Origin of the sequence: Streptomyces sp. WM6372, assembly GCF_001279655.1 — a bacterium.
Lineage (GTDB): Bacteria > Actinomycetota > Actinomycetes > Streptomycetales > Streptomycetaceae > Streptomyces.
In genome coordinates, this window is the sequence record NZ_LGDB01000058.1 from 14656 (window position 1) to 40267 (window position 25612).

The window sequence follows — 25612 nt, forward strand, 5'->3', positions numbered from 1 at the left end:
GGCATGGAACGCACCTGCTCAGACCCGCTGCACCGCGGCCCCGGACCCGCTCAGGCGGCCGGCGCGGCCAGCGACGGCGGGACCGGCGGGCTCGGCGGAGTGAGCCGGTGCGTCATCACGGGCAGCAGTTCGGACACCGGATGCGGCCGGTACGGGGCGATACCGGGCGGGGCCGGAGCCAGCGGCACCAGCAGATCCGCGGCGGCGGGCAGCCCGGCGGAGGCGTCGGCGCCGACCGCCCCGTGCAGCCACAGCGTCAGCATGTACAGCTCCGGTACGGAGAGCAACCGCGGCTGGTAGCTCTTGGCGAGCGATTCCGCCTGGCGCAGGGCGCGTTCGGTGGCCGCGACATAGGGGCCCTCGAAGAAATGGGAGAAGACCCAGCCGTCCGGCGTCAGCCGGGTGTCCGCGGCCGCGACGTAGCGGTCGCCGCTGCGGATCAGGAACCGCCAGGCGGTCAGCCGGGTGCGGGGCGGGCGGCCCCCCGCTGCCAGCTGGGAGATGTTCAGCCGGTCCAGGACGTGGACCGGCAGCGGCAGTTCGGCGGTCATCGGGCCCTGCAGCGCGCGCAGGGCCGGAGTGTGCGCCTCGTGGACGGCGGTGGGGGAACCGAGTGCCGCGAGGACGCTGCGCAGGGCGGGCGCGGGAGCCGGAGGGACATGCAGCGGCATGGTGGGTCGCCTCTCACTTGGGAGACCTGTGGAACAGGGCAGGTGCGGACGGCGCTGTCGCATTCTGGGGCCAGAGGGGGGCTGAGGGGCAATGGCCGCGCGCCAACTCTCTGCCTCGTTTGCGGAGTTTATACGACATGTGTTCACGCAGTGTTTCGGCTAGCTGTCCCGCCTATTGACGACAAGGCGCTTACCGGTCCCGCTGACATGGCTTTCATGCCGGTTGCACGCGAACAATACGCGCTGACCTCGGAGGTTACCGGACGGGGGCTCGGCTGGAAAGCGTCCATTATCCGGAACCGGCAAAACCCATGCTGAATTTGCATAAGACGCCTTGCCAAGTGAATGTGCCATAGCGCCCTTCGGCCAAACCGGCGCGCGCTCCCCGCCACGCACGCCCCCCGTGCGTTATGGATCTCGCCTCCGGGGCATCATCGACCGTACACGCGCGCCTGGGTGGCATGGGCCAGGCGCAATCGAGGAGGGACGCTCCGATGGGGGAGAAGGTCGTGGCGGGCGGATTCGACCTGTCCGATCGGCAGAAGTATCGGAGGAAGCTCCACGAGTGCCTGGAGGGGCTGGAGCGGCTTCTGGCGGAGAAGAGGTTCGATCGTCCCAAGAACATGATGGGGCTGGAGATCGAGCTGAATCTGGCGGGTTCCGACGGGTTGCCGAGAATGGTGAATGCGCAGGTTCTGGAGCGGATAGCGAGCCAGGATTTCCAGACCGAACTCGGAATGTTCAATCTGGAGGTGAACGTACTTCCGCACCGCCTCGGCGGCCGGGTATTCGACCAGCTCGCCGAGGAACTGAGCGCGGGGCTCGGCTACGCCCACCGGCAGGCCGCGGAGATCGACGCCGGGGTGGTGATGATCGGCATCCTGCCGACGATCACCCGCTCCGACCTGGTCACCGCCAACCTCTCCGCGGTGGACCGCTACTCGCTGCTGAACGAGCAGATCCTGATGATGCGCGGGGAGGACTTCCTGCTCGACATCGACGGGGTCGAGCGGCTCACCTGGAGCACCGGGTCGATCGTCCCGGAGGCCGCCTGTACCTCGGTGCAGCTGCACCTCCAGGTGACGCCGGGCCGGTTCGCCGACGTGTGGAACGCGGCGCAGGCGGTGACCGCCGTACAGATAGCCGTCGGCGCCAACTCGCCGTTCCTGTTCGGGCGCGAGCTGTGGCGGGAGTCGCGGCCGCCGCTCTTCACCCAGGCCACCGACACCCGGCCGCCCGAGCTGCAGGCCCAGGGGGTGCGGCCGCGGACCTGGTTCGGGGAGCGCTGGGTGGAGTCGGCGTACGAGCTCTTCGCCGAGAACGTCCGGTACTTCCCGGCGCTGCTGCCCATCTGCGACGAGGAGGAGCCGCTGCGCGTGCTCGCCGAGGGCGGGGTGCCGAGCCTCCAGGAGCTGGTCCTGCACAACGGCACGGTCTACCGGTGGAACCGGCCCGTGTACGGGGTCGCCGACGGGATGCCGCACCTGCGGGTGGAGAACCGGGTGCTGCCGGCCGGGCCGACGGTCGCCGACGTGGTGGCGAACGCCGCCTTCTACTACGGGCTCGTGCGGACGCTCGCCGACGAGCAGCGGCCGGTGTGGACGCGGCTGCCGTTCGCCGAGGCGGAGGCCAACTTCGACGCGGCCTGCCGGTACGGCATCGACGCGCGGCTGCGCTGGCCGCGCCGGGGCCGCGGCGGCGGCCTGGCCAGCGTGTCCGCCGTCCGACTGGTCCTGGACGAGCTGCTGCCGATGGCGGCGGCCGGGCTGGACGCGTGGGGCATCGAGCCCGCCGACCGCGACCTGTACCTCGGCATCATCGAGGAGCGCTGCCAGCGGCGGGTCAACGGGGCGACCTGGCAGGTGGACACCTACCACCGGGCGCTCGCGTCCGGGATGGGACGGGACGAGGCCCTGGCCGCCATCACCCGGCGCTACAGCGAGCTGATGCACAAGGGCGACCCCGTGCACACGTGGCCGGTCGGGCTGGCGGACGAGGAGGTGAGCGCCGCGGTGCCGGCGCGGCGCTGATCCGGTGCGGCGCTGATCCGGTGCGGCGCTGAACCGGTGCGGCCGCCGGCCCGCCGAGCCGGCGCCGCCGCCCGCGTTCCGGGTCCGGTGATCCCCTTCCCCCGCCGAAGGGGCAGTATGGGGTGGACGAAGCGGAACGGCGGGACGGGAGTCGGACGTGCGGGCGGATCCGGAGCCGGTGGTCAAGGCGTTGCACGAGGACGGGCAGGGGGTCCTGCGCACCGAGACGCTGCTCGTGCTGGCGCTGTCGCTGGGGGCGAGCGCCTGCTCCTCGCTGATCAGCTTCATCGGCTCGTTGACCAAGCCGGGCGGCCTCAAGGACCAGGCCGCCACGCTCAACGGCTCGTACGCCCCCGGCCGGCCGTGGCTGGACCTGGCCTGGCAGCTGTTCGGCATCGGCACCGCGCTGGTGCCGGTGCTGCTGGTCGCCCACCTGCTGACCCGGGAGGGCGTGCCGGGGCTGCGGGTGCTGGGCTTCGACCGCACCCGGCCCGGCTGGGACCTGGGGCGCGGAGCCCTGGTCGCGGCCGGGATCGGGAGCGCGGGGCTGGCCTTCTACCTGGCGGCGCGGGCGAGCGGGTTCAACCTCACGGTGGTGCCGGAGGCGCTGCCCGACGTGTGGTGGAAGTTCCCCGTGCTGATCCTCTCCGCCCTGCAGAACGCCGTGGTGGAAGAGATCATCGTGCTGGCCTACCTGCTGCGCCGGCTCGACCAGCTGGGCTGGTCGCCCATGGCCGCACTGCTGGCCAGCTCGGTGCTGCGCGGCTCGTACCACCTCTACCAGGGCATCGGCGGCTTCCTCGGCAACATGGTGATGGGCGTCGTCTTCGTGCTGGCCTACCGCCGCTGGGGCCGGGTGGGGCCGCTGGTCGTCGCGCACGCGCTGCTCGACATCGTGGCCTTCGGCGGGTACGCGCTGCTCGCGGGCAAGGTGGGCTGGCTGCCGACGCCGTAGGCGGCCACGGCGCCGGCGCTCGCTCTCGTCCGTCAGGGGCGGGCGAGCAGTTCGCCGTCGATGACGGTGACCGCGTTGCCGGTCAGGAGTGTACGGTCGCCGGCCAGCCGGACCGCGACGCGACCGGTGCGCGCCCCGCCCTGGAGGCCGACGAGCGAGGTACGGCCCAGCCGGGCGGCCCAGAACGGGGCGAGCGCGGTGTGGGCGCTGCCGGTGACCGGGTCCTCGTCGATCCCGAGGGCCGGGAAGAAACCGCGGGAGACGAAGTCGTACCCGCGGGAGGGGTCCTCGGCGGCCGCGGTGACGATGACCCCGCGGCGGGAGTGGCCGCGCAGGGCGGCGAGGTCGGGGGTGAGCTCCCGTACGGCCCGCTCGTCCGCCAGCTCGACGAGCAGGTCGCCGATGTGCTCGGACGTGTCGTGGACGGACACGATCTCCGCGCCGAGGGCGCTCCGTACGCCGGGGTCCGCTTCCACCGGTGTCAGTGAGGACGTCGGGAAGTCCATGGTGATCGTGCCGTCGGCCGTGGTCTCGGAGGTCTCGGCGTTCGTGGCGTTCGCGGTGGTCACGGCCGTGAGGATGCCGCACCGCGCGGAGAACCGGATCAGCCCCGTGGCCAGGCCGCTCGTCGCGATCACGTGCGCCGTGGCGAGCGTGGCGTGGCCGCACATGTCGACCTCGGCGGTCGGGGTGAACCAGCGCAGGGCCCAGTCGGCGTCCCCGCCGGGCGGCAGCGGGCGGGCGAACGCGGTCTCGGAGAGGTTGACCTCGGCGGCGACCTGCTGGAGCCAGGCGTCCGGGGGGAACTCGCCGTCGAGGAGGAGGACTCCGGCGGGGTTGCCGCGGAAGGGGCGGTCGGTGAAGGCGTCGACGATTCGGAGGCGCATGCACCGACGGTAGGGCGGTTCCTTGAACGTCGACAAAGGCCAATCGCGGATGACTGGCCTGGTCAGGCACGTGTTCGGTACGAGTTTCCGATATATCGTTGACGCATCGCGATGGGTCAACGATAGTAGAGACATCGCAAGAGCGATGACAGGAAACCGCAAGACGAAAGGAGCGCAGTCATGCGTTCACACGGACAGCACGAACACGAGCACGGCCGGGGCCACGGCCACTGCGGGCCCGATCGTCGGGAGGAGTTCAAGGGGCGGCGCGCCGCCTTCGGCCCGTTCGGACCGCCCTTCGGCGGCGGCCCCTGGGGCGGGCGCGGTGGGCGCGGCGGACCGCGCGGCCGGGCCCGGCGCGGAGACGTGCGCGCCTCGATCCTGGCGCTGCTGAAGGACCGGCCGATGCACGGCTACGAGATGATCCAGGAGATCGGCGAGCGCAGTGGCGGGGCCTGGAAGCCCAGCCCGGGATCGGTCTACCCGACCCTCCAGCTGCTCGAGGACGAGGGGCTCATCTCCAGCGAGAGCGAGGGTGGCAAGAAGCTGTTCACGCTCACCGACGCCGGCCGCACCGAGGCCGAGTCCGGCTCCGAGGCCCCCTGGGCCGACGCCGGGCGCGGGGTCGACTTCGAGGCGATGCACGAGGTCCGGCAGGCCGGCATCGGCCTGTTCGAGGCCTTCGGCCAGGTCTTCAAGACCGGCTCGGCCGAGCAGCGCGAGAAGGCCCTCGCGGTCATCAACGACGCCCGCAAGAAGCTCTACCTGATCCTGGCCGACGAGCACTGAGCCGGCCGGTCACGTGAAGAACGGCGCGCCCCGCGAGTCCTCTCGCGGGGCGCGCCGCCGTATCCGGGTACCCGCCGGGGGAGCGGTCAGGAGACCAGGCCGGCGAGCTTGCGGAGCGACTCGTTCAGCGCGGCGGTGGCCGAGTCCTTGAGCTTGCCCGCCATGAGGGAGACGGCGGCGCCGTTGAACTCCCCGTCGATGCGGACCGTGGTGGCCGCGCCGTCGGGGACGAGGGTGTACCGGGTGAGGATGGCCACGCCCATCGGGCCCTTGCCCGTGATGGCGAAGACGCGCTCGTCCTCCAGCTCCGAGACGGTCCAGGCGACCTCGGCCGGGAATCCCATCATCTTCATGTTCTCCACGAAGGTCGCCCCGACCGAGAGGGTCTCGGGGCCGCCCTTGGGGAAATTGGTGTGGGTCATGCTCCACTCGCCGTACGCCGCCCAGTCCGTCAGCTGGGCCCAGACCTTCGCGGCGGACGCCTCGATGCGTGATTCCGCGGTCACTTCGGCCATGCGGCCACCCCTTCTCGTCGGGTACGTGCGGCGGAAGGTAGCCCCGGCGGGCGGAACATTCAATACTGACGACCTGTCAGAAACGATCGGTCCGGTCACGCCCGGTCTCGGAACCGTCTCAACAGGTGTCATGGCCGTGACGGTCCTGACCGGTCCTGCCATGATGGCTCGATGCAAGCGTCAGGGAGAAACGCCGGACTGGGCCTCGCGCTCGTCTCGGCGGTTGCGTTCGGTGGTTCCGGCGTGGCGGCGAAGCCGCTGATCGAGGCGGGTCTGGACCCGCTCCACACGGTCTGGCTCAGGGTGGCCGGGGCGGCGCTGGTGCTGTCCCCGCTGGCCTGGCGCCACCGCCGCCTCCTGCTGCGCAAACCCCTGCTGCTCGCCGGGTTCGGGATCGTCGCCGTCGCGGGCGTGCAGGCCTTCTACTTCGCCTCCCTCTCGCGGATCCCGGTCGGCGTGGCCCTGCTGCTGGAGTACCTCGGCCCGGCGCTGCTGCTCGGCTGGATCCGCTTCGTGCAGCGCAAGCCGGTGACGCGGGCCGCCGCGGCCGGCGCCGCCGTCGCCGTCGTGGGACTGGCCTGCGTGGTGGAGATCTGGTCCGGGCTGAGCCTGGATCCGCTCGGTGTGCTGCTCGGCCTGGCCGCCGCCTGCTGCCAGGCCTTCTACTTCGTGTTCGCGGACCACGGCGCCGACGGCGGAGCCGAGGACGACGTGCCCGACCCGATCGGCGTGATCGCGCACGGCATGCTCATCGGCGCGCTGGTGATGACGGTGATCGCGCGGCCGTGGCAGATGGACTGGCAGGTCCTGGGCGGGCAGGCCGCGATGGGGGACCTGAGGGTGCCCGCGTGGGTCCTGCTCGGCTGGGTGGTGCTGATCGCGACGGTCTTCGCGTACCTGACCGGTGTGGTCTCGGTGCGCAAGCTCTCGCCGCAGGTCGCCGGGGTCGTCGCCTGCCTGGAGGCGGTCGTGGCCACCGTGTTCGCGTGGATCCTGCTGGGCGAGTACCTCTCGACCCCGCAGATCGTCGGCGGCGCGCTGGTGCTGGGCGGGGCCTTCATCGCGCAGTCCGCGCGGCCCACGCCGCCGGGGGCGGCCGATCCGGAATCGGTCGTTCTGGACCGTGAGACGGCGAGGGCCTAAGGTGGCGATCATGCATTCGACCGTGCTTCCGCCTCCCGCCGCGTAGCCGCGGGCAGCCGCCCTTCCGACGAGGATCCGCCCGGGGAGTTCCGGGCCGGTCCGCGCTGCCCGCGAAGCGATGACCTTCCCTTTCATCCTTCACGCATGCGCGGAGCACACTCGTGTCGAACCTTTCGCCCGCTTCAGGGCGCAGTCTGCTGTACCTGGTCGTCGCCGGAGCCGCCTGGGGCACCGCCGGGGCGGCCGCCTCCCTCCTCTTCCTCGCCAGTGACCTCGGCCCGCTCGCCCTGTCGTTCTGGCGGTGCGCCGGCGGACTGGTGGTGCTGCTGGGGGTGCTCGCGGTACGCCGGCCCCGGGGCGCGGCGGCTGCCGCCCGGGCCGCGGCGCGGCCGTCGGTGGCCTCGCTCGTCGGGACCGGGCTGATGTTCACGCTCTTCCAGTCCGCGTACTTCGGCGCCGTGCGCGAGACCGGCCTGGCGGTCGGCACGGTCGTCACCCTCGGCGCCGGACCGGTGCTGATCGCGGTCGGGGCGCGGTACTGGATGGGCGAGCGGCTCGGCCGGGGCGGGGTGGCCGCCGTCGTCGGGGCGCTCGCCGGGCTCGCCGTGCTGGTCCTGGGCGGCGGGGACGGCGAGGTGCGGCCGCTCGGCGTCGGCTGGGCCCTGCTGTCGGCCGCCGGGTACGCCGGCATGACCTTGCGGGCCCGCTGGCTGGGCCGGCGCGGGGCGGGCGGGGACCCGCTCGTCACCACCGCCTGGTCGGTCGCGGTGGGCACGGTGTGCCTGCTGCCGCTCGCCGCGGCGGAGGGGCTGGTGCCGCACACCGCCGAGCTCGGGCGGGTGCTGTGGCTGCTGGTGTACGTGGCCACGGTGCCGACGGCGCTGGCGTACGCGCTGTACTTCACCGGGGCGGCCGCGGTGCGGGCCGCGACGGTGTCCGTGATCATGCTGATCGAGCCGGTCAGCGCGGCCGTGATCGCCGTACTGGTGCTCGGGGAGGGGCTGACCGGCGCCGTGGTGCTGGGCACCGTACTGCTGCTGACGGCGGTGGGTGCGCTGATCGTGGCGGAGGCGGGCAGGCCCGCGGACGGTCCTGCGGGCGGGCCTGCGGACGGTCTTGCGGGTGAGCCTGCGGGCGGGCCGGAGGTCCGGCCCGCCCGTGCGCCGCGTGGGCGGCCCGAGGCGGGTGGGTCGCGTGAGCCGGGTGAGCCGGGGCAGCCCTGCGGGGCTCAGAGCGCGGCGAGGTAGTCCGGGGTGGCGATGCCGGGGGTCAGGTCATCGGCCGGGATCGGGGTGCCGTGCACCGGAGCGACCGGGACCACGCCCGACCAGTAGGGCAGGCCCATGTCCTCGGGCTCGTCGTTGGGGCCGCCGGTACGGATCTTCGCCGACACCTCGTTCAGGTCCAGGCGGATCACCGCGGTCGCGGCGAGCTCCTTGGCGTTGGCGGGGCGGGAGTCGGCTGAGCGGCCGGGAACCACGTGGTCGACGAGGGCGTCGAGGGCCATCCGGCGTTCGGCCTCGTCGGTCACCTGGTGGGCGGTGCCGTGCACGATCACCGAGCGGTAGTTGATCGAGTGGTGGAAGGCGGACCGCGCCAGCACCAGGCCGTCCACGTGCGTCACGGTCAGGCAGACGGGCAGTCCCGGGTCGGTCTGGCCGGCGGCGAGCAGCGGGCGCGAGCCGGTCGAGCCGTGGACGTAGAGGGTCTCGCCGACCCGGCCGTACAGGGTCGGCAGGACCACCGGGGCGCCGTCGCGGACGAAGCCGAGGTGGCAGACGTAGGCCTGGTCGAGTATCGAGTGGACCGTCTCGCGGTCGTAGCGCGCCCGCTCGCGGGAGCGGCTCGGGACGGTGCGGTCGGTGGGCTCGTAGCCGCCGCCGGTCGCCCCGGTCGCCCCGGTCGCGCCCGGCGTCCCGGTCGTCTCGGGCATCTCTTGCGTGTCGGTGGTGGCGGTCATGGTGCGCGCTCCGTTGTACTAGTGCATACTTGACTTTGTGCTAGGAGAGTATCGGATCACAGGGCGCCGCGCATCGGATATCGCGGCGAGCGTCGAGGCGGGCATCGGATCGGGCGCGCTGGCGCCCGGAGCGCTGCTGCCTCCGATGCGGGAACTCGCGGGTGCGCTGGGGGTGAACCCGAACACCGTGGCCGCCGCCTACCGGACGCTGCGCGAGCGCGGGGTCATCGAGACCGACGGGCGGCGCGGCAGCCGGGTCAGGGGCAGGCCGGCGAGCGCTCCGCGCGACGAGCTGCGGGTGGCGGTGCCGCCGGGGGCGCGGGACGTCGCGTCCGGGAACCCGGACGTACGGCTGCTGCCCGCGCTGGAGGACGCCCTGGCCGGGGCCGCGCGGCGGTACGCGCAGGCGCCGACGCTGTACGGGGACGACCCGGTGGTGCCGGAGCTGGAGCGGCTGGCCCGGGCCGACTTCGACGCCGACGGTGTTCCCGCCGGACCGGTGGGGGTGACCTCGGGCGCGCTGGACGGGATCGAGCGGGTGCTGGCCGCGCACCTTCGGCCGGGGGACGCGGTCGCGATCGAGGACCCGGGCTGGGGGAGCGTGCTGGACCTGGCGGCGGCGCTGGGGCTGCGGGTGGTCCCGGTGGCGGTGGACGACGACGGGCCGGTCGTCTCCGCGGTGGAGCGGGTGCTAGCGGAGGGTGCGCGGGCGCTGCTGGTGACGGCGCGGGCGCAGAACCCGACCGGGGCGGCCGTCAGCGCCGAGCGGGCGGCGGAGCTGCGCGGCGTGCTGGCCCGGTATCCGCAGGTGCTGGTGGTCGACGACGACCACGGGCACGCCATCGTGGACCTGCCACTGCACTCGCTGGGCGGGGTGACCCGGCACTGGGCACTGGTCCGGTCGACGGCGAAGGCGTACGGGCCGGACCTGCGGCTGGCGGTGCTGACCGGCGACGCCGTGACCCTGGACCGGGTGCGGGGGCGGCAGCGGCTGGGCCCGGGGTGGGTGAGCCGGCTGCTCCAGTACGCGGTGGTCGAGCTGTGGACCTCGGACGCGGTGGACCGGGCGGCGGTCGCGCGCTCCTACGCGGAGCGGCGGGACGCGCTGGTCGCGGCGCTGCGGGAGCGGGGCGTGGCGGCGCACGGGCGCAGTGGGATGAACGTCTGGGTGCCGGTCGCCGATGAGACCGGGGCGGTGACGCGGCTGCTGGCCGCGGGCTGGGCGGTGGCCCCGGGAAGCCGGTTCCGGGTGGAGTCGGGACCGGGCGTACGGATCACGGTGTCGGCCGTGCGGCCGGGCGAGGTGCCGGGGCTGGCGGCGGCGGTGGCCGCGTCGGTCCGGCGCACGACGGGCGGCCGCTTCGACTGACGCACCCGGCCGCGCAGGACCCTCCCCGGGCCGCCGCCTTCTTCACCAGCCCCGAAGGCTCGCCGTGTTGCTGACGGAAACGCACGTATGAGCGAAGTTAGGCTGTTCGGGAACAATTCAGGGGGGACTGCGTGGACATAGACATCAAGACGTACTACGTGCGGCAAAGCGCGGGAGGTGCCGACTCGGCCGCCGAGAAGGCGCTGGAGAACCTCCGCACGTCCCTCGATTCGAGCGGCACGGCAGCCGACGGGCACCACGGCTGGGCCTCCGCGGCGGCGTTGAAGCGGTGTGCGACCGCGTGGGAGGACCACATGGTCGACCTGGGGAAGCAGATGAACACCATGGCCGACAACCTCCACACCACGGCCAACGCCTACGACACCACCGACGCCCAGGCGGAGGACGCGTTCAGCAGGCTCCGGCACGGCCTCGTGGTCGCCTATCACGACCTGTACGACTGCCGCGTGGACCAGTGGCAGAAGGCCGCGGACGACTGGGTCGACCTCGCCCGGCGCTCCTCTTCCGCCTGCGAGGACATCCGCGCGCAGGGCAAGAAGCCGCTCGATGACCACTGGGCGGACGCCACCGGCAAGCAGGCCGGCAAGCGCCTGGAGGACCTCGCCGACCGTCTGGAGTCCGGCGGCGACATCATGAAGGGTGTCGCCATGGTCCTCGACGCCCTGGCCCATTCCATGGGCTTCGCGCAACGCACCCTCTTCCACGCGGCCGAGCTGGCGAGGGAGCACGGGCTGAGCATCCAGGACGGTCGCGCGGTGGGCGCGTACACGGGCGCCGCACCCGTCGGCCCGAACGTCCCGCAGAACGTGCGCGACGCCTACACCAAGGAGCAGGGGCACATAGGCACGGTCAACGGGCTGATAGACGAAGCCCTGCGCGAGGCCTCGCAGGCGGACGCGAAGGCCTCCGCCGAGCTGGACAAGCTGGCGACGACCATCAACGTCGCCGACACCTCCCAGGCGCACAACGAGATCCTTGTCGAGGCGTCCCACGTCGAATTCGACATGCTCAGGGCGGACATCCCGGTGGGGAAGGACCCGCACCTCCAGCGCGCCTGGTGGGACGGCCTGACCCCGCAGCAGCAGAAGGACCTCATGCGGGCCGACCCCGTGACCCTGGCCGACCTCAAGGGGCTGCCGCCCGAGGTCGGGCGCGAGCTCCGCGGGCCCGACGGCAAGATCGACCGCGTCGAGATGGTGCGGTACGCACTCGACCACTGGGACAAGAAGGACGACCTCGATTTCAAGAACAACTGCGCCAATTTCACATCGTCGGCCCTGGAGGCCGGCGGGATGCACAAGAAGTTCGACTTCTGGCTTGGGCCGGGCGGGGACAACACCTGGGGGCGGGAGAGCGGCGTGGGGGTGGACAGGATCGACCGCCGGGTCTACCACTCGCGCTCGTGGGGCCTGGCCAAAGACCTGCACGGCTTTCTCCTGCACAACGGCGGTGAGGAGGTCACGCGATCGGAAGCACGTCCCGGCGACGTGATCTTCTACGAGCAGATCGCCCCCGACCCGGACGAACCACCGGGGGAGATCTACCACGCTGCCGTGGTGACCTCGGTGACCCCTGACGGCGACGTCAAGTTGAGCCAGCACACCAGCTCGTTCCAGAACGTGAGTCTGGACAGCCGCGAGCACGTTGCCACCCGGAACCACGGCGAGCAGCGCATCCACATCGTCCGACCGCACCCGAATTGGTACTGATGGACATTTCTCCCGCCGCCGCCTCGCCCGCTGTCCCGCGGGGCCGCCCGGTCACGCTCGGCATGGTGATCACGGCATTGCTCGTGCCGGTCATGGCCGTGCTCGGCGTGCTCTCCTCATTGCATGTCGAGGACATCGACATGGCATGGGTGCACCGGCAGCAGGCGGCCTGCCGGCACATGCCCTTCCCGAAGGTGGAGTACGTCTTCGCGTGGGCGGGTCCGGTCCTCGGGCTGTCGGCCATGGTCGTCTGCCTGCTGCTCGCCCGGTGGATCCGGCGGCGTTGCGGGGTCCGGATCTGGGACACCTGGCCGGGGCTCCTGGCCTTCGTCGTCGCGATGCTCAACGTCGTGGCGATCCTGCTGGAGCTGTTCATGCTGTGGACCACGAACACGCCCGACGGTTCCGGGCCGATCCTCGGCGACTGCGGGTAGGCGGCCCCGCCGCGCCGGCTACCGGCGGCGGGTCTGGGTGAGGGCCGCTCCCGCCAGGACGATCGCCGCGCCCACCGGGGTGTTCCAGTGGAGCTGTTCGCCCAGGAGCAGGACGCCCGCCGTGGTGGCGATGACCGGGATGAAGTACGTGACCATCTGGGCCGTGGTCGGGCCGACCTCCGTCACCAGCCCGTACTGCATCTGCAGGGCCATTCCCGTACCCAGGGCGCCCAGAGCGATCACCGACAGCGTCGGCCAGAGCGGGAACGAGGTGGGAGCCGAGGTGAACACGGCGCTGACCACCAGCAGTTGGAGCGTGGACAGCATCAGCTGCGCGCCGGTCAGCGCCACCGGCGAGCCCGGGACCGAGGCCAGTGTGCGCCGGACGTAGATCCAGCCGATCGGGTAGCAGAGCGAGGCGAGCAGGGCGAGCGCGGTGCCCTTGGCGTCGATGCCCGAGAAGCCCTGCCAGGCTCCGAGGACCGTCAGGACGCCGAGGAAGCCCAGGCCCAGGCCGGCGAAGCGGCGGCGCGTCGGGCGGTCCTCGGACAGGGCCACCAGCGACAGCGCCATGCCCCACAGCGGCGAGGTGGCGTTGCAGATCCCGGCCAGGCTCGACGGGATGCTCAGCTCGGCGTACGAGAACAGCGAGAAGGGGGCGGTGTTGAGCAGGAGCGCCGCCACGAACAGGTGGCCCCAGGTGCGGCGGCCGCGGGGGAGCGGCTCGCGGCGTACCAAGAGCACGGTCAGCAGCGCGACCGCTCCGAAGAACACCCGGCCGAGGGCCACCTGGAAGGGGGCGTAGGCCTCCGTGCCCACCTTGATCAGCAGGAAGCTGAAGCCCCAGACCACCGAGAGGATCGCGAAACGGAGCCGCCAGTCCACCCGGGCGGTGCGGGTGACGGAGGTGACGGGGGCGACCGGCGGGGAGAGGGTGGGGCGAGGGGTGGCGGGTGCGCTCATGAGGAGAACTCTGCTCCCGCTCAACTACGTAGGACAAGCGAGAATTCTGCGCAGTGACGGCGTAGCATTGCTTACATGTTGAACCTGGAGCGCCTGCGCACCCTCGATGCCCTCGCCCGCCACGGCTCGGTCAGCGGAGCGGCCGACGGGCTCCACGTCACCACCTCCGCCGTCTCCCAGCAGATGGCCAAGCTGGAGCGGGAGGTGGGCCAGCCGCTGCTGGCCAAGAACGGCCGCGGGGTCCGGCTCACGGACGCCGGGCGGCTGCTCGCCGATCACGCGGCCCGGATCATCTCCCAGGTCGAGCTCGCCCAGGCCGACGTGGAGGCCCAGCGGGGCTGCGCCGTCGGCGAGCTGCGGATCGGCGCCTTCCCGACGGCCATGCGCGGGCTGCTGCCCCAGGCGCTGACCGCGCTGCGCGCCGGACATCCCGAACTGCGGGTCCTGGTGCGGGAGCAGGAGCCCGAGGACAGCATGGCGGCGGTCGTGCGCGGGGACCTCGACCTGGCGCTGGCCATCGACTGGCACAACAAGCGGATGCCGGTCCCCGCCGAGCTCACGAGGGCGCACCTGCTCGACGACTCCTGTGACATCGCCGTGCCGGCCGGCCACCGGCTGGCGGCCCGCGACCGGATCTCGCTGGCCGAGTTCGCCGACGACGACTGGATCTCCTGGAACGAGGGGCAGTTCTGCCACGAATGGCTCGTGTACACGCTGCGCGGAACCGGCATCGAGCCGCGCATCGCGCACATCGCCGAGGAGCACCACACCCAGCTGGCCTTCGTCGAGGCCGGGCTCGGGGTGTGCGTGGCGCCCCGGCTCGGGCGCGGTCCGGTGCCGGCCGGGGTCCGGCTGCTGCCCGTGAGCGACGCGGTCCGGCGCCACGTGTACGTCGTCTGGCGGGCGGACGCGGACCGGCGGCCCTCGATCCGGGCCGCCGTGGAGGCACTGGGGCAGGCCGCCGCCGCGGTGGAGCGGGTGGAACGGGGGGAGCAGGCGGAGCAGGGGGAGTAGCGCGTCAGAGCTTGCGGAAGTCCCAGGAGACGACCGACTCCGGGGTGAGGCGGATCCAGGCGTGGCGGCCGTCGTGCGGCATCTCCTCGATGCCGAAATTCTTGGCCGGAAAGAGTCGTTCCGCCTCGGCGAGCTCCGGGCAGGGCTCGCCCGTGCGCGGGGCCTCGCCCACGAAGACGGCGCTGCCGGAGAGTTCGACCCCGCGCAGTTCGTCGTACGCCTCGCCCGCGTCCACGACCACGGAGATCCGCGGGTCCCTCCGCAGGTCCGACCAGCGGCGGCTGCGCGTGATCGAGTACAGCCACAGCGAGCTGCCGTCCCAGGCGAACCACAGGGCGCCCACGTGCGGGCGGCCGTCCGCGGAGACGGTCGCCACCCGGCAGGTGCGCTGCTCGCGCAGGAAGACGTCCACTTCCGCGTCGGTCATCATGATGCGGCGTCCCCGCCGCTGTGATCCGTCCATCCGTCCCGCACCCCTTCACATCTGACTGAGTGTCAGGAATCATGCGGGATCGACCGCCGTCACGCCAGGGGGAGCCATGCCGGAACTCGATCCCGCCACCACCGCGCTGCTCACCGTCGAGTGCCAGAGCGGCGTGGTGGGCGAGGAGAGCGCCCTGCCCGAGCTCGCCAAGGAAGCCCGGGACTCGGGGATGCTGGGGCGGGTGGCCGCGCTGGTCGACGCCGCGCACGCGGCCGGCGTGCAGGTGCTGCACGCGATCGCCGAGCGGCGGCCGGACGGACTGGCGGCCAACGACAACGCGCGGCTGTTCCGGGCCGCCGGGAAGCTGCCCGTCCGGCAGCTGTCCGGGAGCCGGGCGGTGGAGGTGGCGGCCCCCATCGAGGTGGCCGAAAACGACCTGGTGGTCCGCCGGCTGCACGGCCTCTCGCCGATCGCCGGCACCGACGTGGACCCCCTGCTGCGCAACCTCGGCATCCGCACCCTCGTCGTCGCCGGGGTCTCCTCGAACATCGCGATCCCGAACACCGTCTTCGACGCCGTCAACCTCGGCTACCGGGTCGTGGTGCCCTCCGACGCCATCGCGGGGGTACCCGCCGCGTACACGGCCGAGGTGATCCGCAACTGTCTGGCGCTCGTCGCGACGATCACCACGGCCGACGCCCTGCTGGAGCAGTGGGCCTCCGCCTGATCGGTGGGATCCCGCGCGCCGTCCCCCGTAACCTGGGCGGATGCTGTCCGAAGTGATCGCGACCCGTTACGTCACGCCCTTGCGTGAGGGCGGCTCGCTCCCGGGGATCGTCGAAGCCGACGACCTCGGTACCTACGTCATGAAATTCACCGGAGCCGGCCAGGGGCGCAAGACCCTGGTCGCCGAAGTCGTCTGCGGGCGCCTGGCCCAGCTCCTCGGCCTGCGGGTCCCGCGGCTGGTGCAGATGCAGCTCGACCCCGTGATCGGGCTCGGCGAGCCCGACCAGGAGGTCCAGGAGCTGCTGAAGGCCAGCGGCGGACTCAACCTCGGGATGGACTACCTGCCCGGGTCGATCGGCTTCGACCCGCTCGCGTACGAGGTGGACCCGGCCGAGGCGGGGCGCGTGGTCTGGTTCGACGCGCTGATCAACAACGTCGACCGCTCCTGGCGCAACCCGAACATGCTGGTCTGGCACGGGGACCCGTGGCTCATCGACCACGGCGCCACCATGATCTGGCACCACAACTGGCCCACCGCCGAAAGCGCCGCGGCCAAGCCGTACAACGCCTCCGACCACGTCCTGGCCCCCTTCGGCCCGGACATCGCGGCCGCCGCGGCCGCGCTCGCGCCCCGGGTGACGCGGGAACTGCTCGAAGAGGTCGTCGCCGACGTGCCCGACGAGTGGCTGGTCGACGAGCCCGGCTTCGACTCCACCGACGCGCTGCGCCGCGCCTACGTGGACGTGCTGCTGCCGCGCGCGGCCACGATCCACGAGAGGATCTCGATGGAGGCCGAGGTGAAGCCCCGGTCGGGTCCCCCCGGCTGGCTCGCCGACCGCCTCGACCCCCGCCCCCGGAAGAACAAGAGCGACAACGAGTGACCAAGCGGGACGTGTTCGAGTACGCGCTGGTGCGCGTGGTGCCCCGGATGGAGCGCGGCGAGTGCTTCAACGCCGGCGTGATCGTCTACTGCCGGGCCCGCTCGTACGTGGCCGCGCGCACCCACCTGGACGAGGCCAAGCTCCTCGCCCTGGACCCGAAGGCCGACGTGGCGGGCGTACGGGCGGCCCTGCGTGCCGTGGAGGGCGTGTGCAGCGGCGGTGAGCGGGCCGGCCAGGCGGCGGGCGACGACGCGGGCCGCCGGTTCCGCTGGCTGATCGCCCCGCGCAGCACGGTGGTGCAGCCCGGGCCGGTGCACACCGGTCTGACGGCCGACCCGGAGGCCGAAGTGGAACGGCTGCTCGACCTGCTGGTCCGCTGATCGTACGGCCGTCCGCGGGGAGATCCGTACGCCGGCCGACACGACCTGGGGAGCCCTGGCGCCGGTGGCCGTTGACACCGGGTGCCAGGGCTCCTAGCGTCTCCTCAGCTGAAGCTACTAAGCGGTTGCTCACCCATGGGCGGTCGCTGATGAGGATTCCGAGGGCGAGGAGATCCACCATGTCCACCACCGAGCAGCGCGTCGCGATCGTGACCGGGGCGGCCCGGGGCATCGGCGCGGCCACCGCCGTGCGCCTGGCCGCCGAGGGCCGGGCCGTCGCCGTACTCGATCTCGACGAGGCGGCCTGCAAGGACACCGTCGAGGCGATCACGGCGGCCGGCGGGAAGGCCCTGGCGGTCGGCTGCGACGTCAGCGACGCGGCGCAGGTGGAGGCGGCCGTCGAGCGCGTCGCGAGCGTCCTGGGCGCGCCGACCATCCTGGTCAACAACGCGGGCGTGCTGCGCGACAACCTGCTCTTCAAGATGAGCGAGAACGACTGGGACACCGTCATGAACGTCCACCTGCGCGGTGCGTTCCTGATGTCGAAGGCCTGTCAGAAGTACATGGTGGAGGCCAAGTTCGGCCGCATCGTCAACCTCTCCAGCAGCTCGGCGCTGGGCAACCGCGGCCAGGTCAACTACTCCGCCGCCAAGGCCGGTCTGCAGGGCTTCACCAAGACCCTGGCCATCGAGCTCGGCAAGTTCGGCGTCACCGCCAACGCCGTCGCGCCCGGCTTCATCGTCACGGAGATGACCGCCCAGACGGCCGCGCGCGTGGGCATGGGCTTCGAGGACTTCCAGGCCGCCGCGGCCACCCAGATCCCCGTCCAGCGCGTCGGCCGCCCGGACGACATCGCCAACGCGATCGCGTTCTTCACGGGCGAGGCCGCCGGCTTCGTCTCCGGCCAGGTCATGTACGTGGCCGGCGGCCCGCTCAACTGACGAGAGGCAGGCGCAGGTCATGGCGGACAACAGCACGGAGCGGGCAGCGGACAGCGGCAAGGTCGCGCTGATCACCGGAGGAAGCCGGGGCATCGGCTACGGCATCGCCGAGGCGCTCGTCGCCCGCGGCGACCGGGTGTGCATCACCGGACGCAACGAGGACGCCCTCAAGGAGGCCGTCGAGGCGCTCGGCGCGGACCGGGTGATGGGGGTGGCCGGCAAGGCGCACGACGAGGCCCACCAGGCCGTCGCGGTCGAGCGGACGATGGAGGCCTTCGGGCGCGTCGACTTCCTGATCAACAACGCCGGCACCAACCCGGTCTTCGGTCCGATGGCGGACCTGGACCTCGGTGTCGCGCGCAAGGTCTTCGAGACGAACGTGATCTCGGCGCTCGGGTTCGCCCAGCGGACCTGGCACGCCTGGCAGAAGGAGAACGGCGGCGCGATCGTGAACATCGCTTCCATCGCCGGCGTCTCCGCCTCGCCCTTCATCGGCGCGTACGGGATGAGCAAGGCCGCCATGGTCAACCTCACCCTCCAGCTCGCCCACGAGATGGCGCCCGGGGTCCGGGTCAACGCGATCGCCCCCGCGGTGGTCAAGACGAAGTTCGCGCAGGCGCTCTACGAGGGCCGCGAGCAGGAGGCCGCGGCGGCCTATCCGCTGGGCCGGCTCGGGCTGCCGGAGGACATCGGCGGGGCAGCGGCTTTTCTTACATCTGCACAAGCGGAATGGATCACGGGCCAAACTCTGGTCGTTGACGGAGGAATGTTCCTCAATGCCGGAGTGCACTGATCGATAATCGGACGCATTTGCCTCCCAGAGGGAGGCAAATGCGTACCTAATATGCACGAAATCGGTCAAGTGTCACATGAAACCTGCCCATTGGATTTGTGAGGCACTGCGGTAGGGTCTGCCGCACCCCTGGCTGATCGAGGAGCGTGCACGTGTTCATCCGGACCAGATGCCTGCAGATCACTGCAGCCCTTGCGTCCATATCCCTGCTCGCCGGATGCGGTCTGCTTTCGGACGACAGCAGCGACACCGCGAAGAGAATCGTCGTCGGCACGACGAGCGCCCCGAGCACCCTCGATCCCGCCGCGGCCTGGGACGGCTCCTGGGAGCTGTACCGGAACGTCTACCAGACGCTGCTGGCATTCCCGACGGGCTCCACCAAGCCCCAGCCCGATGCCGCCCAGACCTGCGAGTTCACGGATTCCGGGAACGAGTCGTACCGCTGCACCCTGAAGAAGGGCCTGAAGTTCTCCGACGGGGAGCCGCTCGACGCCAAGGCGGTCAAGCACTCGCTCGACCGGATCCGGACGATCAACTCCCAGACCGGTCCGAAGGACCTCTTCGGCAGCCTGGACAAGATCGAGACCCCGGACGCGCTGACGGTCGTCTTCCACCTGAAGACCCCGGACGCCACCTTCCCGTTCGTCCTCGGCTCGCCGGCCGCCTCGCTGGTCGCGCCCAAGGACTACCCGGCCGACAAGGTGCGCGAGGACGACAAGATCACCGGCTCCGGCCCCTTCGTGCTCGACTCGTACAAGGAGGGCAGCGAGGCGGTCCTCGGCAAGAACGCGTCCTACAGCGGCTTCGCGAACCGGCGCAACGACGGCGTGACGATCCGCTACTTCGCGGACTCCACCAAGATGGTCGCCGCGCTCAAGGCCAAGGAGATCGACGCCACCTACCGCGGTCTGTCGGCCCCCGAGATCAAGGACCTGCAGACCCCCGCCTCGCACGCGCAGGGCGTCCAGGTCGTCGAGAACGTCGGCGCCGAGATCCGCTACCTGGTCTTCAACCCCAAGGACCCGCAGGTCGCCAAGTTGCCGGTGCGCCAGGCCATCGCCCAGGTCGTCGACCGCGGCGCGATCGTCTCCAAGGTCTACCAGGGCACCGCCGAACCGCTGTACTCGATGGTCCCCAAGGGCGTCGTGGGCCACAAGACGCCCTTCTACGACAAGTACGGCCAGGCGGACGTCAAGAAGGCGCAGAAGCTCCTCAAGGACGCCGGCATCCCCACGCCCGTGGACCTGACCTTCTGGTACACCACCGACCGCTACGGCGCCTCCACCGCCGACGAGTTCACCGAGCTCAAGCGCCAGCTGGACGAGAGCGGCCTCTTCCGGGTCACGCTGCGCGGCCAGCCCTGGAAGGTGTTCCAGGTCGGCTACAAGAACGGCGAGTACCCGGTCTTCGGCCGCGGCTGGTTCCCCGACTTCCCGGACCCGGACAACTTCATCGCGCCGTTCGTCGGCAAGGAGAACGCGGTCGGCACCCCGTACGAGCCCAACGAGATCCTCACCGACCTGCTGCCCAAGTCCCGCCGCGAGAGCGACCGCTCGGCCGGCGTCCACGAGTTCGAGCAGGCCCAGCAGATCTTCGCCGAGGACGTCCGGCTGCTGCCGCTGTGGCAGGGCAAGCTGTACGTCGCCGCCGGCGAGGACATCGCCGGCGCCGAGCGGGCGCTCGACCCGCAGACCGCCATGCAGATGTGGGAGCTGTACCGCAAGACCAGCTGGTAGCCGCGGGCCGGCCGCCGTCCACGCCGCATCCGCGGGAGCCTCCGGGCGCCCGCGGATGCGGCGTTGTCAGTGGTCCCCGGTAGGTTCTGGACTGTTGCACACGCAGTTGCGCGAACTTGTACCGGAGGTTGTAGACGTGACCCAGATGCTGCCCGAGTCCTGGCTCCCCGTCCTCGGCGACGAGCTGGAGAAGCCCTACTTCAACGAGCTCACCGAGTTCGTCGAGAAGGAGCGGGCGAACGGGCCGGTCTACCCGCCCCACGAGCAGGTCTTCGCCGCCCTGGAAGCCACCCCCTTCGACCGGGTGAAGGTCCTGGTCCTCGGCCAGGACCCGTACCACGGCGCCGGCCAGGGCCACGGCCTGTGCTTCTCCGTGCGGCCCGGGGTCAAGACCCCGCCCTCCCTGCGCAACATCTACAAGGAGATGCACGCGGAGCTGGGCACCCCCATCCCGGACAACGGGTACCTGATGCCGTGGGCCGAGCAGGGCGTCCTGCTGCTCAACGCGGTCCTCACCGTCCGCGAGGCCGAGCCCAACTCGCACAAGGGCAAGGGCTGGGAGAAGTTCACCGACGCGGTGATCCGGGCCGTGGCCGACCGTCCCGACCCGGCCGTCTTCGTCCTGTGGGGCGCCTACGCGCAGAAGAAGCTCCCGCTCATCGACGAGGAGCGGCACGCGGTCGTCAAGGGCGCCCACCCCTCCCCGCTGTCGGCCAAGAAGTTCTTCGGCTCCCGGCCCTTCACGCAGATCAACGAGGCCGTCGCGGCCCAGGGCCATGAGCCGATCGACTGGACGATCCCGGACCTGGGCTGACGCCCCACCGCGCCTCGGTGCCATAACCGGTGCCTCCGGTTAGCGTCGTGACGATCAGACCGGAGCAGGTCTGGCAGAGCGAGCCGGAGGCCGCCGTGACGGAGCAGCAGGAGGCGTCGGAGGACGCCGTCATGACCAGGATCGGCCAGGCCGTCATCCTGCTGCACGCCGGTGACCGCGAGGAGGCCCGCAACCGCCTCGGCGAGATCTGGACCGAGATCGGCGAGGACGGCGACTCCGTCCACCGCTGCACGCTCGCGCACTACATGGCCGACGCCCAGGACGATCCCGCCGACGAACTGGCCTGGGACCTGCGGGCGCTGACCGCCGCCGACGGGCTGGGACCGGGGCCGCGGGACGGGCTGCCCGCGCAGCACGAGCCCCATCCGGCCGTCCGCGTGTTCTACCCGTCGCTGCACCTCAACCTGGCCGCCGACTACGTGAAACTCCAGCGGCCCGAGGCGGCGCGGCTGCATCTGGCCCGGGCCCGGGCCGCCACCGGGGCCCTGTCCGACGACGGGTACGGGAACGGCGTACGGGCGGCCATCGCCCGGCTGGAGCGGCGCCTGGCCGCGGAACCGGGCAGGGGGCCCCGGCCGTTCCCCGAGCAGCACCCGTAGCGGCCGGGCGGACCGGCGGCCCGGCGGATCAGCGGCCCAGCGCCGGTTCAGCCCTCGTGGACGCCCGCGCAGATGCGGGCCTCCGGGCTGTCCGGGTGCCAGCGCCCGTGCCGGCGGCCCAGCGCGCACACGTCCGCGGGCCGGACCGGCAGCTGCTTCACCACCTCGCGCGGAACCTCCGCGTCCGGCCCCGGCCGGTCCGTACGGCCGCCCTTGCCCCCTGAGGGGCGCCGGGCGCCCCGGCGCGGCTCCGGGATGTCCGGCACCGGCGGGACGGCCTGTGAGGCCTCCTCGGCGGCCGCTGCCGGCGGGCCCGCCGCGCCTGCCGGAGCCGCTGCCCCGCGCGGCGCGGCCGGCCCGCCCCCACGGGGGGCCGTCGGCCGCGCGGACTGCCCCGGTACCGCCTTCAGGGCCTCCAGGGCGGGCGCCTGGACCTGCACCGGCACGGCTCCCGGTCCGCCGCGCGGCTCGTGCCGCGGCGGCGGAGCCGCGCTACCCGGGGCGGCCGCCGGCTGCATCGGGGCGGGCGTCACATTCACGCAGCCGGAGACGGCCGAGACGGCACAGGCGACTCCGAGCAGCAGCTTTGTCGTGGTTCGCGTTGGATGCACTCGCGCAACTCTGCTGTGCGAGGACCCCGTTGCGAAAACCCGGAGCCGAAAATGACCCCACACGGGTGACGGACATCCGCCGGACACCCGCCCGTCACCCGCGCGCGGTGGCCGGCGGCCGGTGCGCGGCCCGCGTCAGTCGCCCGTCGCGCCGTCGATCTGCTCGCGCAGCAGGTCCGCGTGCCCGTTGTGACGCGCGTACTCCTCGATCATGTGCGTGTAGACCCAGCGCAGGCTGAACGTCTCCCCGCGGTGGTGGCTCTCGGGATCCGACAGCAGGTCCAGCGAACGGCCCGCCGTGGCCTGCCGCGCCAGCTCGATCTCGGTCTGCCAGGTCTGCTCGGCCTCGGTCCAGGTGACCCCGGGGCCGAAGTGGAAGTCCCCGTCGGGGTCCTCCTGCGTGCAGTACAGCTCGGGGAGCTCCTCGCCCAGCATGATCTCCCGGAACCAGTACCGCTCCACCTCCGCCATGTGCCGTACGAGGCCCAGCAGGCTCAGTTCGGACGGGGCGAGCGGGGCGCGGCCCAGCTGCTCGGTGCCGAGGCCCTCGCACTTCCAGGCGAGGGTGGCGCGGTGGTAGTCGAGCCAGCCGTCCAGCATCTCCCGCTCGTTCGCGGTGGGGGAGGGTTCGGTGCGGTGGGATCCGGTGGTCGTGTTCATGTCGTCATCCTCGGCGAACGCGGCCCCCGCCACCAGGGATTAAGCTGCGGAAGTCCCAGAAGGATCTACCTGGAGGTTCCCGGTGAAGGTCGGCGTCATCGGACTCGGCGACATCGCCCAGAAGGCGTACCTGCCCGTCCTCACCGCCCGCCCGGGCGTGGAACTGCACCTGCAGACCCGGACCCCGGCCACGCTGGAGCGGATCGGGGAGATCCACCACGTCCCGGCGGCCCGCCGCCACACCACGCTCGACGCCCTCCTGGCCGAGGGCCTCGACGCGGCATTCGTGCACGCCCCGACGGCCGTTCACCCCGAGATCGTGGCGCGGCTGCTCGAAGCGGGCGTGCCGACGTACGTGGACAAGCCGCTCGCCTACGAGCTGGAGGACTCGCGGCGGCTCGTGGAACTCGCCGAGGAGCGCGGGGTCTCGCTCGCCGTCGGCTTCAACCGCCGCCACGCGCCCGGCTACGCGCAGTGCGCCGAGCACCCGCGGGACCTGATCGTCCTGCAGAAGAACCGGATCGGGCTGCCCGAGGACCCGCGGACCTTGGTCCTCGACGACTTCATTCACGTCGTCGACACCCTGCGCTTCCTGCTCCCCGGCGAAGCCGACCACATCGACGTCCGGGCCCAGGTGCGCGACGGGCTGATGCACCAGGTCGTCCTCCAGATGTCGGGCCCCGGCTTCACCGCGCTCGGGATCATGAACCGGCTGTCCGGTTCCACCGAGGAGGTCCTCGAAGTGTCAGGGCAGGACACCAAGCGGCAGGTCGTCAACCTCGCCGAGATCATCGACCACCGCGGCCAGCCCACCGTGCGGCGCCGCGGGGACTGGGTTCCGGTCGCCCGGCAGCGCGGCATCGAGCAGGTCGTGGACGCCTTCCTGGAGTCCGTCGCGGCCGGCAAGACGCTCAGCGCCCGCGACGCGCTGCTCACCCACGAGCTGTGCGAGCGGGTGGTGTCGTCGGCTCTGGAGCAGGCTTCCTGAGCCCGAGCGACCTGACGCCCTCGAACGCGCAGTACGCCGCCAGCAGCGCGAGGCAGGCGCCCACCGGCCAGTCCCCGAAGCGGACGTAGAGCGTCGACCCGCGGGAGAGCGGAACCTCGTACACCTGCGCGGCGCGCGCGGAGGTGGGCAGCGCCGGGCCGATCCGCTCGCCGGACGGGCCGTGCACCGCGCTGATCCCGGTGAGGGTCGCGTGCACCATCGGGCGGCCGTCCTCGGCGGCGCGCAGGGCGGCGAGCGAGGCGTGCTGGCCCGGGGCCCAGCTGTGCTGGAAGCTGGAGGTGGCCGTCTGGGCGACCAGCAGGGCGGCCCCGTCGCGGGTGAGGCGGCGGCTCATGTCGGGGAAGGCCGACTCGAAGCAGACCAGCGGGCCGATCCGGACACCGGGCCGCCCCGGCAGGTTCATCAGGACCGGCTCCGTGCCGCGCCGGCGGTCCTCGCCGGCGGCCTTGCCGACCGAGGTGGCCCAGCCGAGCAGCGACCGGGCCGGTACGTACTCGCCGAAGGGGACCAGGCGCATCTTGTCGTACCGGTCGCCGGTCGGCCCGCCGGGGCCGACGAGAACGGAGCTCTTGTAGATGCCGCCCCCGGACGGCGCGGCGGCAGCGGCGACCGGACCCGCCACCGGACCCGCGACCGGACCCACGGGCCGCCGGGCGTCGACGTTGACCAGCAGCGGGGCCCCGACGTCGGCGGACAGCGCGGCCAGCCGCCGGGCGAGGTCCGGGCGCGCCGCCAGGTCCGCCCCGACACTGCTCTCGCCCCACACCACCAGGTCCACCGGCTGCCCGGCCAGCGCCCGCGTCAGCCGCTCCCCGGCGGCGAACCGCTGCTCCGCGCTGGCCGGGCCGTCCGCCACCAGGCCCGGCTGTACGACGGCCACGCGGAGCGTGCCCGACACCTCGGGCCGCGGCACCCACAGCCACACCGCCCCCGTCAGCACCACGCACCCCGTCACCCCGGCCACCGCCGGAACCCGGGCCCCCGGTACGGATATCAGCAGCACCAGCGCGCAGTTCACCGCCACCACCAGCAGGCTCACCAGCCACACCCCGCCCACCGAGGCGAGCCGCAGCGCGGGCGGCACCTGCCACTGGCTGGCCCCCAGCAGCCCCCACGGCCCGCCCAGCCCCTGCCAGGACCGGGCCAGCTCGGACAGCAGCCAGCCCGCCGGTACGAGGAGCAGTGCGGCCGCGGCCCGGCCCGGATCCGGGGCCCCGCCGAGGAACTCCCGCACCAGCAGGGCCCAGGGGATCCAGAGCAGCCCCACCAGGGCCGCCACCGGCAGCAGGAACACGTGCAGGCTGGGCAGCAGCCAGTGGTGGACGGCGACGATGAAGGCGGCGCCGCCGAGCCAGCCCTCCAGGGCCGCGCGCCGCCCGGTCGGAGCCGACCTCAGCAGCAGCATCCAGGGCACGAGGGCGACGTACGCGAACCACCAGAGCGCGGGGGCGGGGAAGGCGAGGCACGGCAGCGCCCCGGCGGCGACCGCGGCCGCCGCACGCCGGTACCGGATCCGCTTCGCGACCATGGCGTGCCTCCGCTTCCAGTGTGGAACAG

27 protein-coding genes are annotated in these 25612 nt (G+C 72.3%); 18 read left to right on the forward strand and 9 right to left on the reverse strand.

The window, feature by feature from the left end; genetic code table 11:
* Positions 1 to 50 precede the first annotated feature (50 nt).
* Entirely contained in the window at positions 51 to 671 is a 621-nt protein-coding gene (locus ADK52_RS06710; RefSeq protein ID WP_053688846.1) for a hypothetical protein, read from the reverse strand.
* Between the two features lie 494 nt (positions 672 to 1165).
* Here ADK52_RS06710 and ADK52_RS06715 point away from each other — a divergent pair, with 494 nt between their 5' ends.
* Positions 1166 to 2701 carry a glutamate-cysteine ligase family protein gene (locus tag ADK52_RS06715; protein ID WP_053688847.1) on the forward strand — a complete coding sequence of 512 codons (1536 nt, stop codon included), beginning with the start codon at positions 1166 to 1168 and terminating at the stop codon, positions 2699 to 2701.
* 157 nt (positions 2702 to 2858) lie between these two features.
* Positions 2859 to 3656: a CPBP family intramembrane glutamic endopeptidase gene (locus tag ADK52_RS06720; RefSeq protein WP_053688848.1), complete on the forward strand. Its 798-nt coding sequence runs from the start codon at positions 2859 to 2861 to the stop codon at positions 3654 to 3656.
* Between the two features lie 32 nt (positions 3657 to 3688).
* Here the strand turns inward: ADK52_RS06720 and ADK52_RS06725 are convergent, their stop codons facing one another.
* Entirely contained in the window at positions 3689 to 4543 is an 855-nt protein-coding gene (locus tag ADK52_RS06725; protein WP_053688849.1) for a PhzF family phenazine biosynthesis protein, read from the reverse strand.
* Between the two features lie 180 nt (positions 4544 to 4723).
* Between ADK52_RS06725 and ADK52_RS06730 the strand changes: the two genes are divergently transcribed.
* On the forward strand, positions 4724 to 5332 hold the full coding sequence (locus ADK52_RS06730) for a PadR family transcriptional regulator (protein ID WP_053688850.1): 609 nt from the start codon (positions 4724 to 4726) through the stop codon (positions 5330 to 5332).
* Positions 5333 to 5418: 86 nt separating this feature from the next.
* On the opposite strand, the gene ADK52_RS06735 is transcribed toward ADK52_RS06730, so the two are convergent.
* The gene (locus tag ADK52_RS06735) at positions 5419 to 5847 is read right to left on the reverse strand and encodes an SRPBCC family protein (protein ID WP_053688851.1); all 429 of its coding nucleotides are present in this window, start codon (positions 5845 to 5847) and stop codon (positions 5419 to 5421) included.
* Positions 5848 to 6018: 171 nt separating this feature from the next.
* Between ADK52_RS06735 and ADK52_RS06740 the strand changes: the two genes are divergently transcribed.
* Both ADK52_RS06740 and ADK52_RS06745 read left to right on the forward strand, forming a co-directional pair.
* Positions 6019 to 6990 (forward strand): EamA family transporter, encoded by a 972-nt coding sequence (locus tag ADK52_RS06740; protein ID WP_053688852.1) that lies wholly within the window; start codon positions 6019 to 6021, stop codon positions 6988 to 6990.
* Between the two features lie 161 nt (positions 6991 to 7151).
* A complete protein-coding gene (locus tag ADK52_RS06745) occupies positions 7152 to 8237 on the forward strand; it encodes a DMT family transporter (RefSeq protein ID WP_078988035.1) in 1086 nt (361 codons plus the stop codon).
* On the opposite strand, the gene ADK52_RS06750 is transcribed toward ADK52_RS06745, so the two are convergent.
* Positions 8219 to 8923 (reverse strand): pyridoxamine 5'-phosphate oxidase family protein, encoded by a 705-nt coding sequence (locus ADK52_RS06750; protein WP_053688943.1) that lies wholly within the window; start codon positions 8921 to 8923, stop codon positions 8219 to 8221. The genes ADK52_RS06745 and ADK52_RS06750 overlap by 19 nt on opposite strands.
* A 64-nt stretch (positions 8924 to 8987) precedes the next feature.
* Between ADK52_RS06750 and ADK52_RS06755 the strand changes: the two genes are divergently transcribed.
* The 3 genes from ADK52_RS06755 to ADK52_RS06765 all read left to right on the forward strand — a co-directional run bounded on the left by ADK52_RS06755 (position 8988) and on the right by ADK52_RS06765 (position 12483).
* The gene (locus ADK52_RS06755; protein ID WP_078988037.1) at positions 8988 to 10319 is read left to right on the forward strand and encodes an aminotransferase class I/II-fold pyridoxal phosphate-dependent enzyme; all 1332 of its coding nucleotides are present in this window, start codon (positions 8988 to 8990) and stop codon (positions 10317 to 10319) included.
* 131 nt (positions 10320 to 10450) lie between these two features.
* Positions 10451 to 12049 carry an amidase domain-containing protein gene (locus ADK52_RS06760; RefSeq protein ID WP_053688854.1) on the forward strand — a complete coding sequence of 533 codons (1599 nt, stop codon included), beginning with the start codon at positions 10451 to 10453 and terminating at the stop codon, positions 12047 to 12049.
* Positions 12049 to 12483 (forward strand): hypothetical protein, encoded by a 435-nt coding sequence (locus tag ADK52_RS06765; protein WP_053688855.1) that lies wholly within the window; start codon positions 12049 to 12051, stop codon positions 12481 to 12483. Before ADK52_RS06760 ends, ADK52_RS06765 begins: the two co-directional genes overlap by 1 nt.
* 18 nt (positions 12484 to 12501) lie before the next feature.
* Here ADK52_RS06765 and ADK52_RS06770 read toward each other — a convergent pair whose 3' ends face one another.
* Complete coding sequence (locus ADK52_RS06770; RefSeq protein ID WP_053688856.1) at positions 12502 to 13446, reverse strand: DMT family transporter; 945 nt, start codon at positions 13444 to 13446, stop codon at positions 12502 to 12504.
* Between the two features lie 75 nt (positions 13447 to 13521).
* Here ADK52_RS06770 and ADK52_RS06775 point away from each other — a divergent pair, with 75 nt between their 5' ends.
* Positions 13522 to 14460, forward strand: a complete 939-nt coding sequence (locus ADK52_RS06775; RefSeq protein ID WP_053688857.1) for a LysR family transcriptional regulator — start codon at positions 13522 to 13524, stop codon at positions 14458 to 14460.
* 4 nt (positions 14461 to 14464) lie between these two features.
* Here the strand turns inward: ADK52_RS06775 and ADK52_RS06780 are convergent, their stop codons facing one another.
* The gene (locus ADK52_RS06780) at positions 14465 to 14923 is read right to left on the reverse strand and encodes a pyridoxamine 5'-phosphate oxidase family protein (RefSeq protein ID WP_053688858.1); all 459 of its coding nucleotides are present in this window, start codon (positions 14921 to 14923) and stop codon (positions 14465 to 14467) included.
* 76 nt (positions 14924 to 14999) lie between these two features.
* Between ADK52_RS06780 and ADK52_RS06785 the strand changes: the two genes are divergently transcribed.
* The 8 genes from ADK52_RS06785 to ADK52_RS06820 all read left to right on the forward strand — a co-directional run bounded on the left by ADK52_RS06785 (position 15000) and on the right by ADK52_RS06820 (position 21775).
* Positions 15000 to 15611 carry an isochorismatase family protein gene (locus ADK52_RS06785; protein WP_053688859.1) on the forward strand — a complete coding sequence of 204 codons (612 nt, stop codon included), beginning with the start codon at positions 15000 to 15002 and terminating at the stop codon, positions 15609 to 15611.
* A 40-nt stretch (positions 15612 to 15651) separates the two neighbouring features.
* On the forward strand, positions 15652 to 16491 hold the full coding sequence (locus ADK52_RS06790; RefSeq protein WP_053688860.1) for a HipA family kinase: 840 nt from the start codon (positions 15652 to 15654) through the stop codon (positions 16489 to 16491).
* On the forward strand, positions 16488 to 16871 hold the full coding sequence (locus ADK52_RS06795; RefSeq protein WP_030158369.1) for a DUF3037 domain-containing protein: 384 nt from the start codon (positions 16488 to 16490) through the stop codon (positions 16869 to 16871). Before ADK52_RS06790 ends, ADK52_RS06795 begins: the two co-directional genes overlap by 4 nt.
* Before the next feature lie 179 nt (positions 16872 to 17050).
* Positions 17051 to 17812 carry a 3-oxoacyl-ACP reductase FabG gene (gene fabG, locus ADK52_RS06800; protein ID WP_053688861.1) on the forward strand — a complete coding sequence of 254 codons (762 nt, stop codon included), beginning with the start codon at positions 17051 to 17053 and terminating at the stop codon, positions 17810 to 17812.
* A gap of 19 nt (positions 17813 to 17831) precedes the next feature.
* Positions 17832 to 18605, forward strand: coding sequence for an SDR family oxidoreductase (locus tag ADK52_RS06805; protein WP_053688862.1), 774 nt, complete (start codon positions 17832 to 17834; stop codon positions 18603 to 18605).
* 152 nt (positions 18606 to 18757) lie between these two features.
* Complete coding sequence (locus tag ADK52_RS06810) at positions 18758 to 20341, forward strand: ABC transporter substrate-binding protein (protein WP_053688863.1); 1584 nt, start codon at positions 18758 to 18760, stop codon at positions 20339 to 20341.
* A gap of 145 nt (positions 20342 to 20486) precedes the next feature.
* Complete coding sequence (locus ADK52_RS06815) at positions 20487 to 21155, forward strand: uracil-DNA glycosylase (protein ID WP_030158363.1); 669 nt, start codon at positions 20487 to 20489, stop codon at positions 21153 to 21155.
* Between the two features lie 95 nt (positions 21156 to 21250).
* Positions 21251 to 21775, forward strand: a complete 525-nt coding sequence (locus ADK52_RS06820; RefSeq protein ID WP_053688944.1) for a hypothetical protein — start codon at positions 21251 to 21253, stop codon at positions 21773 to 21775.
* A gap of 47 nt (positions 21776 to 21822) precedes the next feature.
* On the opposite strand, the gene ADK52_RS06825 is transcribed toward ADK52_RS06820, so the two are convergent.
* A complete protein-coding gene (locus ADK52_RS06825) occupies positions 21823 to 22386 on the reverse strand; it encodes a hypothetical protein (protein ID WP_063783785.1) in 564 nt (187 codons plus the stop codon).
* Positions 22387 to 22521: 135 nt separating this feature from the next.
* Positions 22522 to 23046 (reverse strand): DinB family protein, encoded by a 525-nt coding sequence (locus ADK52_RS06830; protein ID WP_053688945.1) that lies wholly within the window; start codon positions 23044 to 23046, stop codon positions 22522 to 22524.
* A gap of 82 nt (positions 23047 to 23128) precedes the next feature.
* Between ADK52_RS06830 and ADK52_RS06835 the strand changes: the two genes are divergently transcribed.
* Positions 23129 to 24034: a Gfo/Idh/MocA family protein gene (locus ADK52_RS06835; RefSeq protein WP_053688865.1), complete on the forward strand. Its 906-nt coding sequence runs from the start codon at positions 23129 to 23131 to the stop codon at positions 24032 to 24034.
* Here the strand turns inward: ADK52_RS06835 and lnt are convergent.
* Positions 23979 to 25583, reverse strand: coding sequence for an apolipoprotein N-acyltransferase (gene lnt / locus ADK52_RS06840; RefSeq protein ID WP_053688866.1), 1605 nt, complete (start codon positions 25581 to 25583; stop codon positions 23979 to 23981). The two genes, ADK52_RS06835 and lnt, sit on opposite strands and share 56 nt — an antisense overlap.
* Between the last annotated feature and the right edge of the window lie 29 nt (positions 25584 to 25612).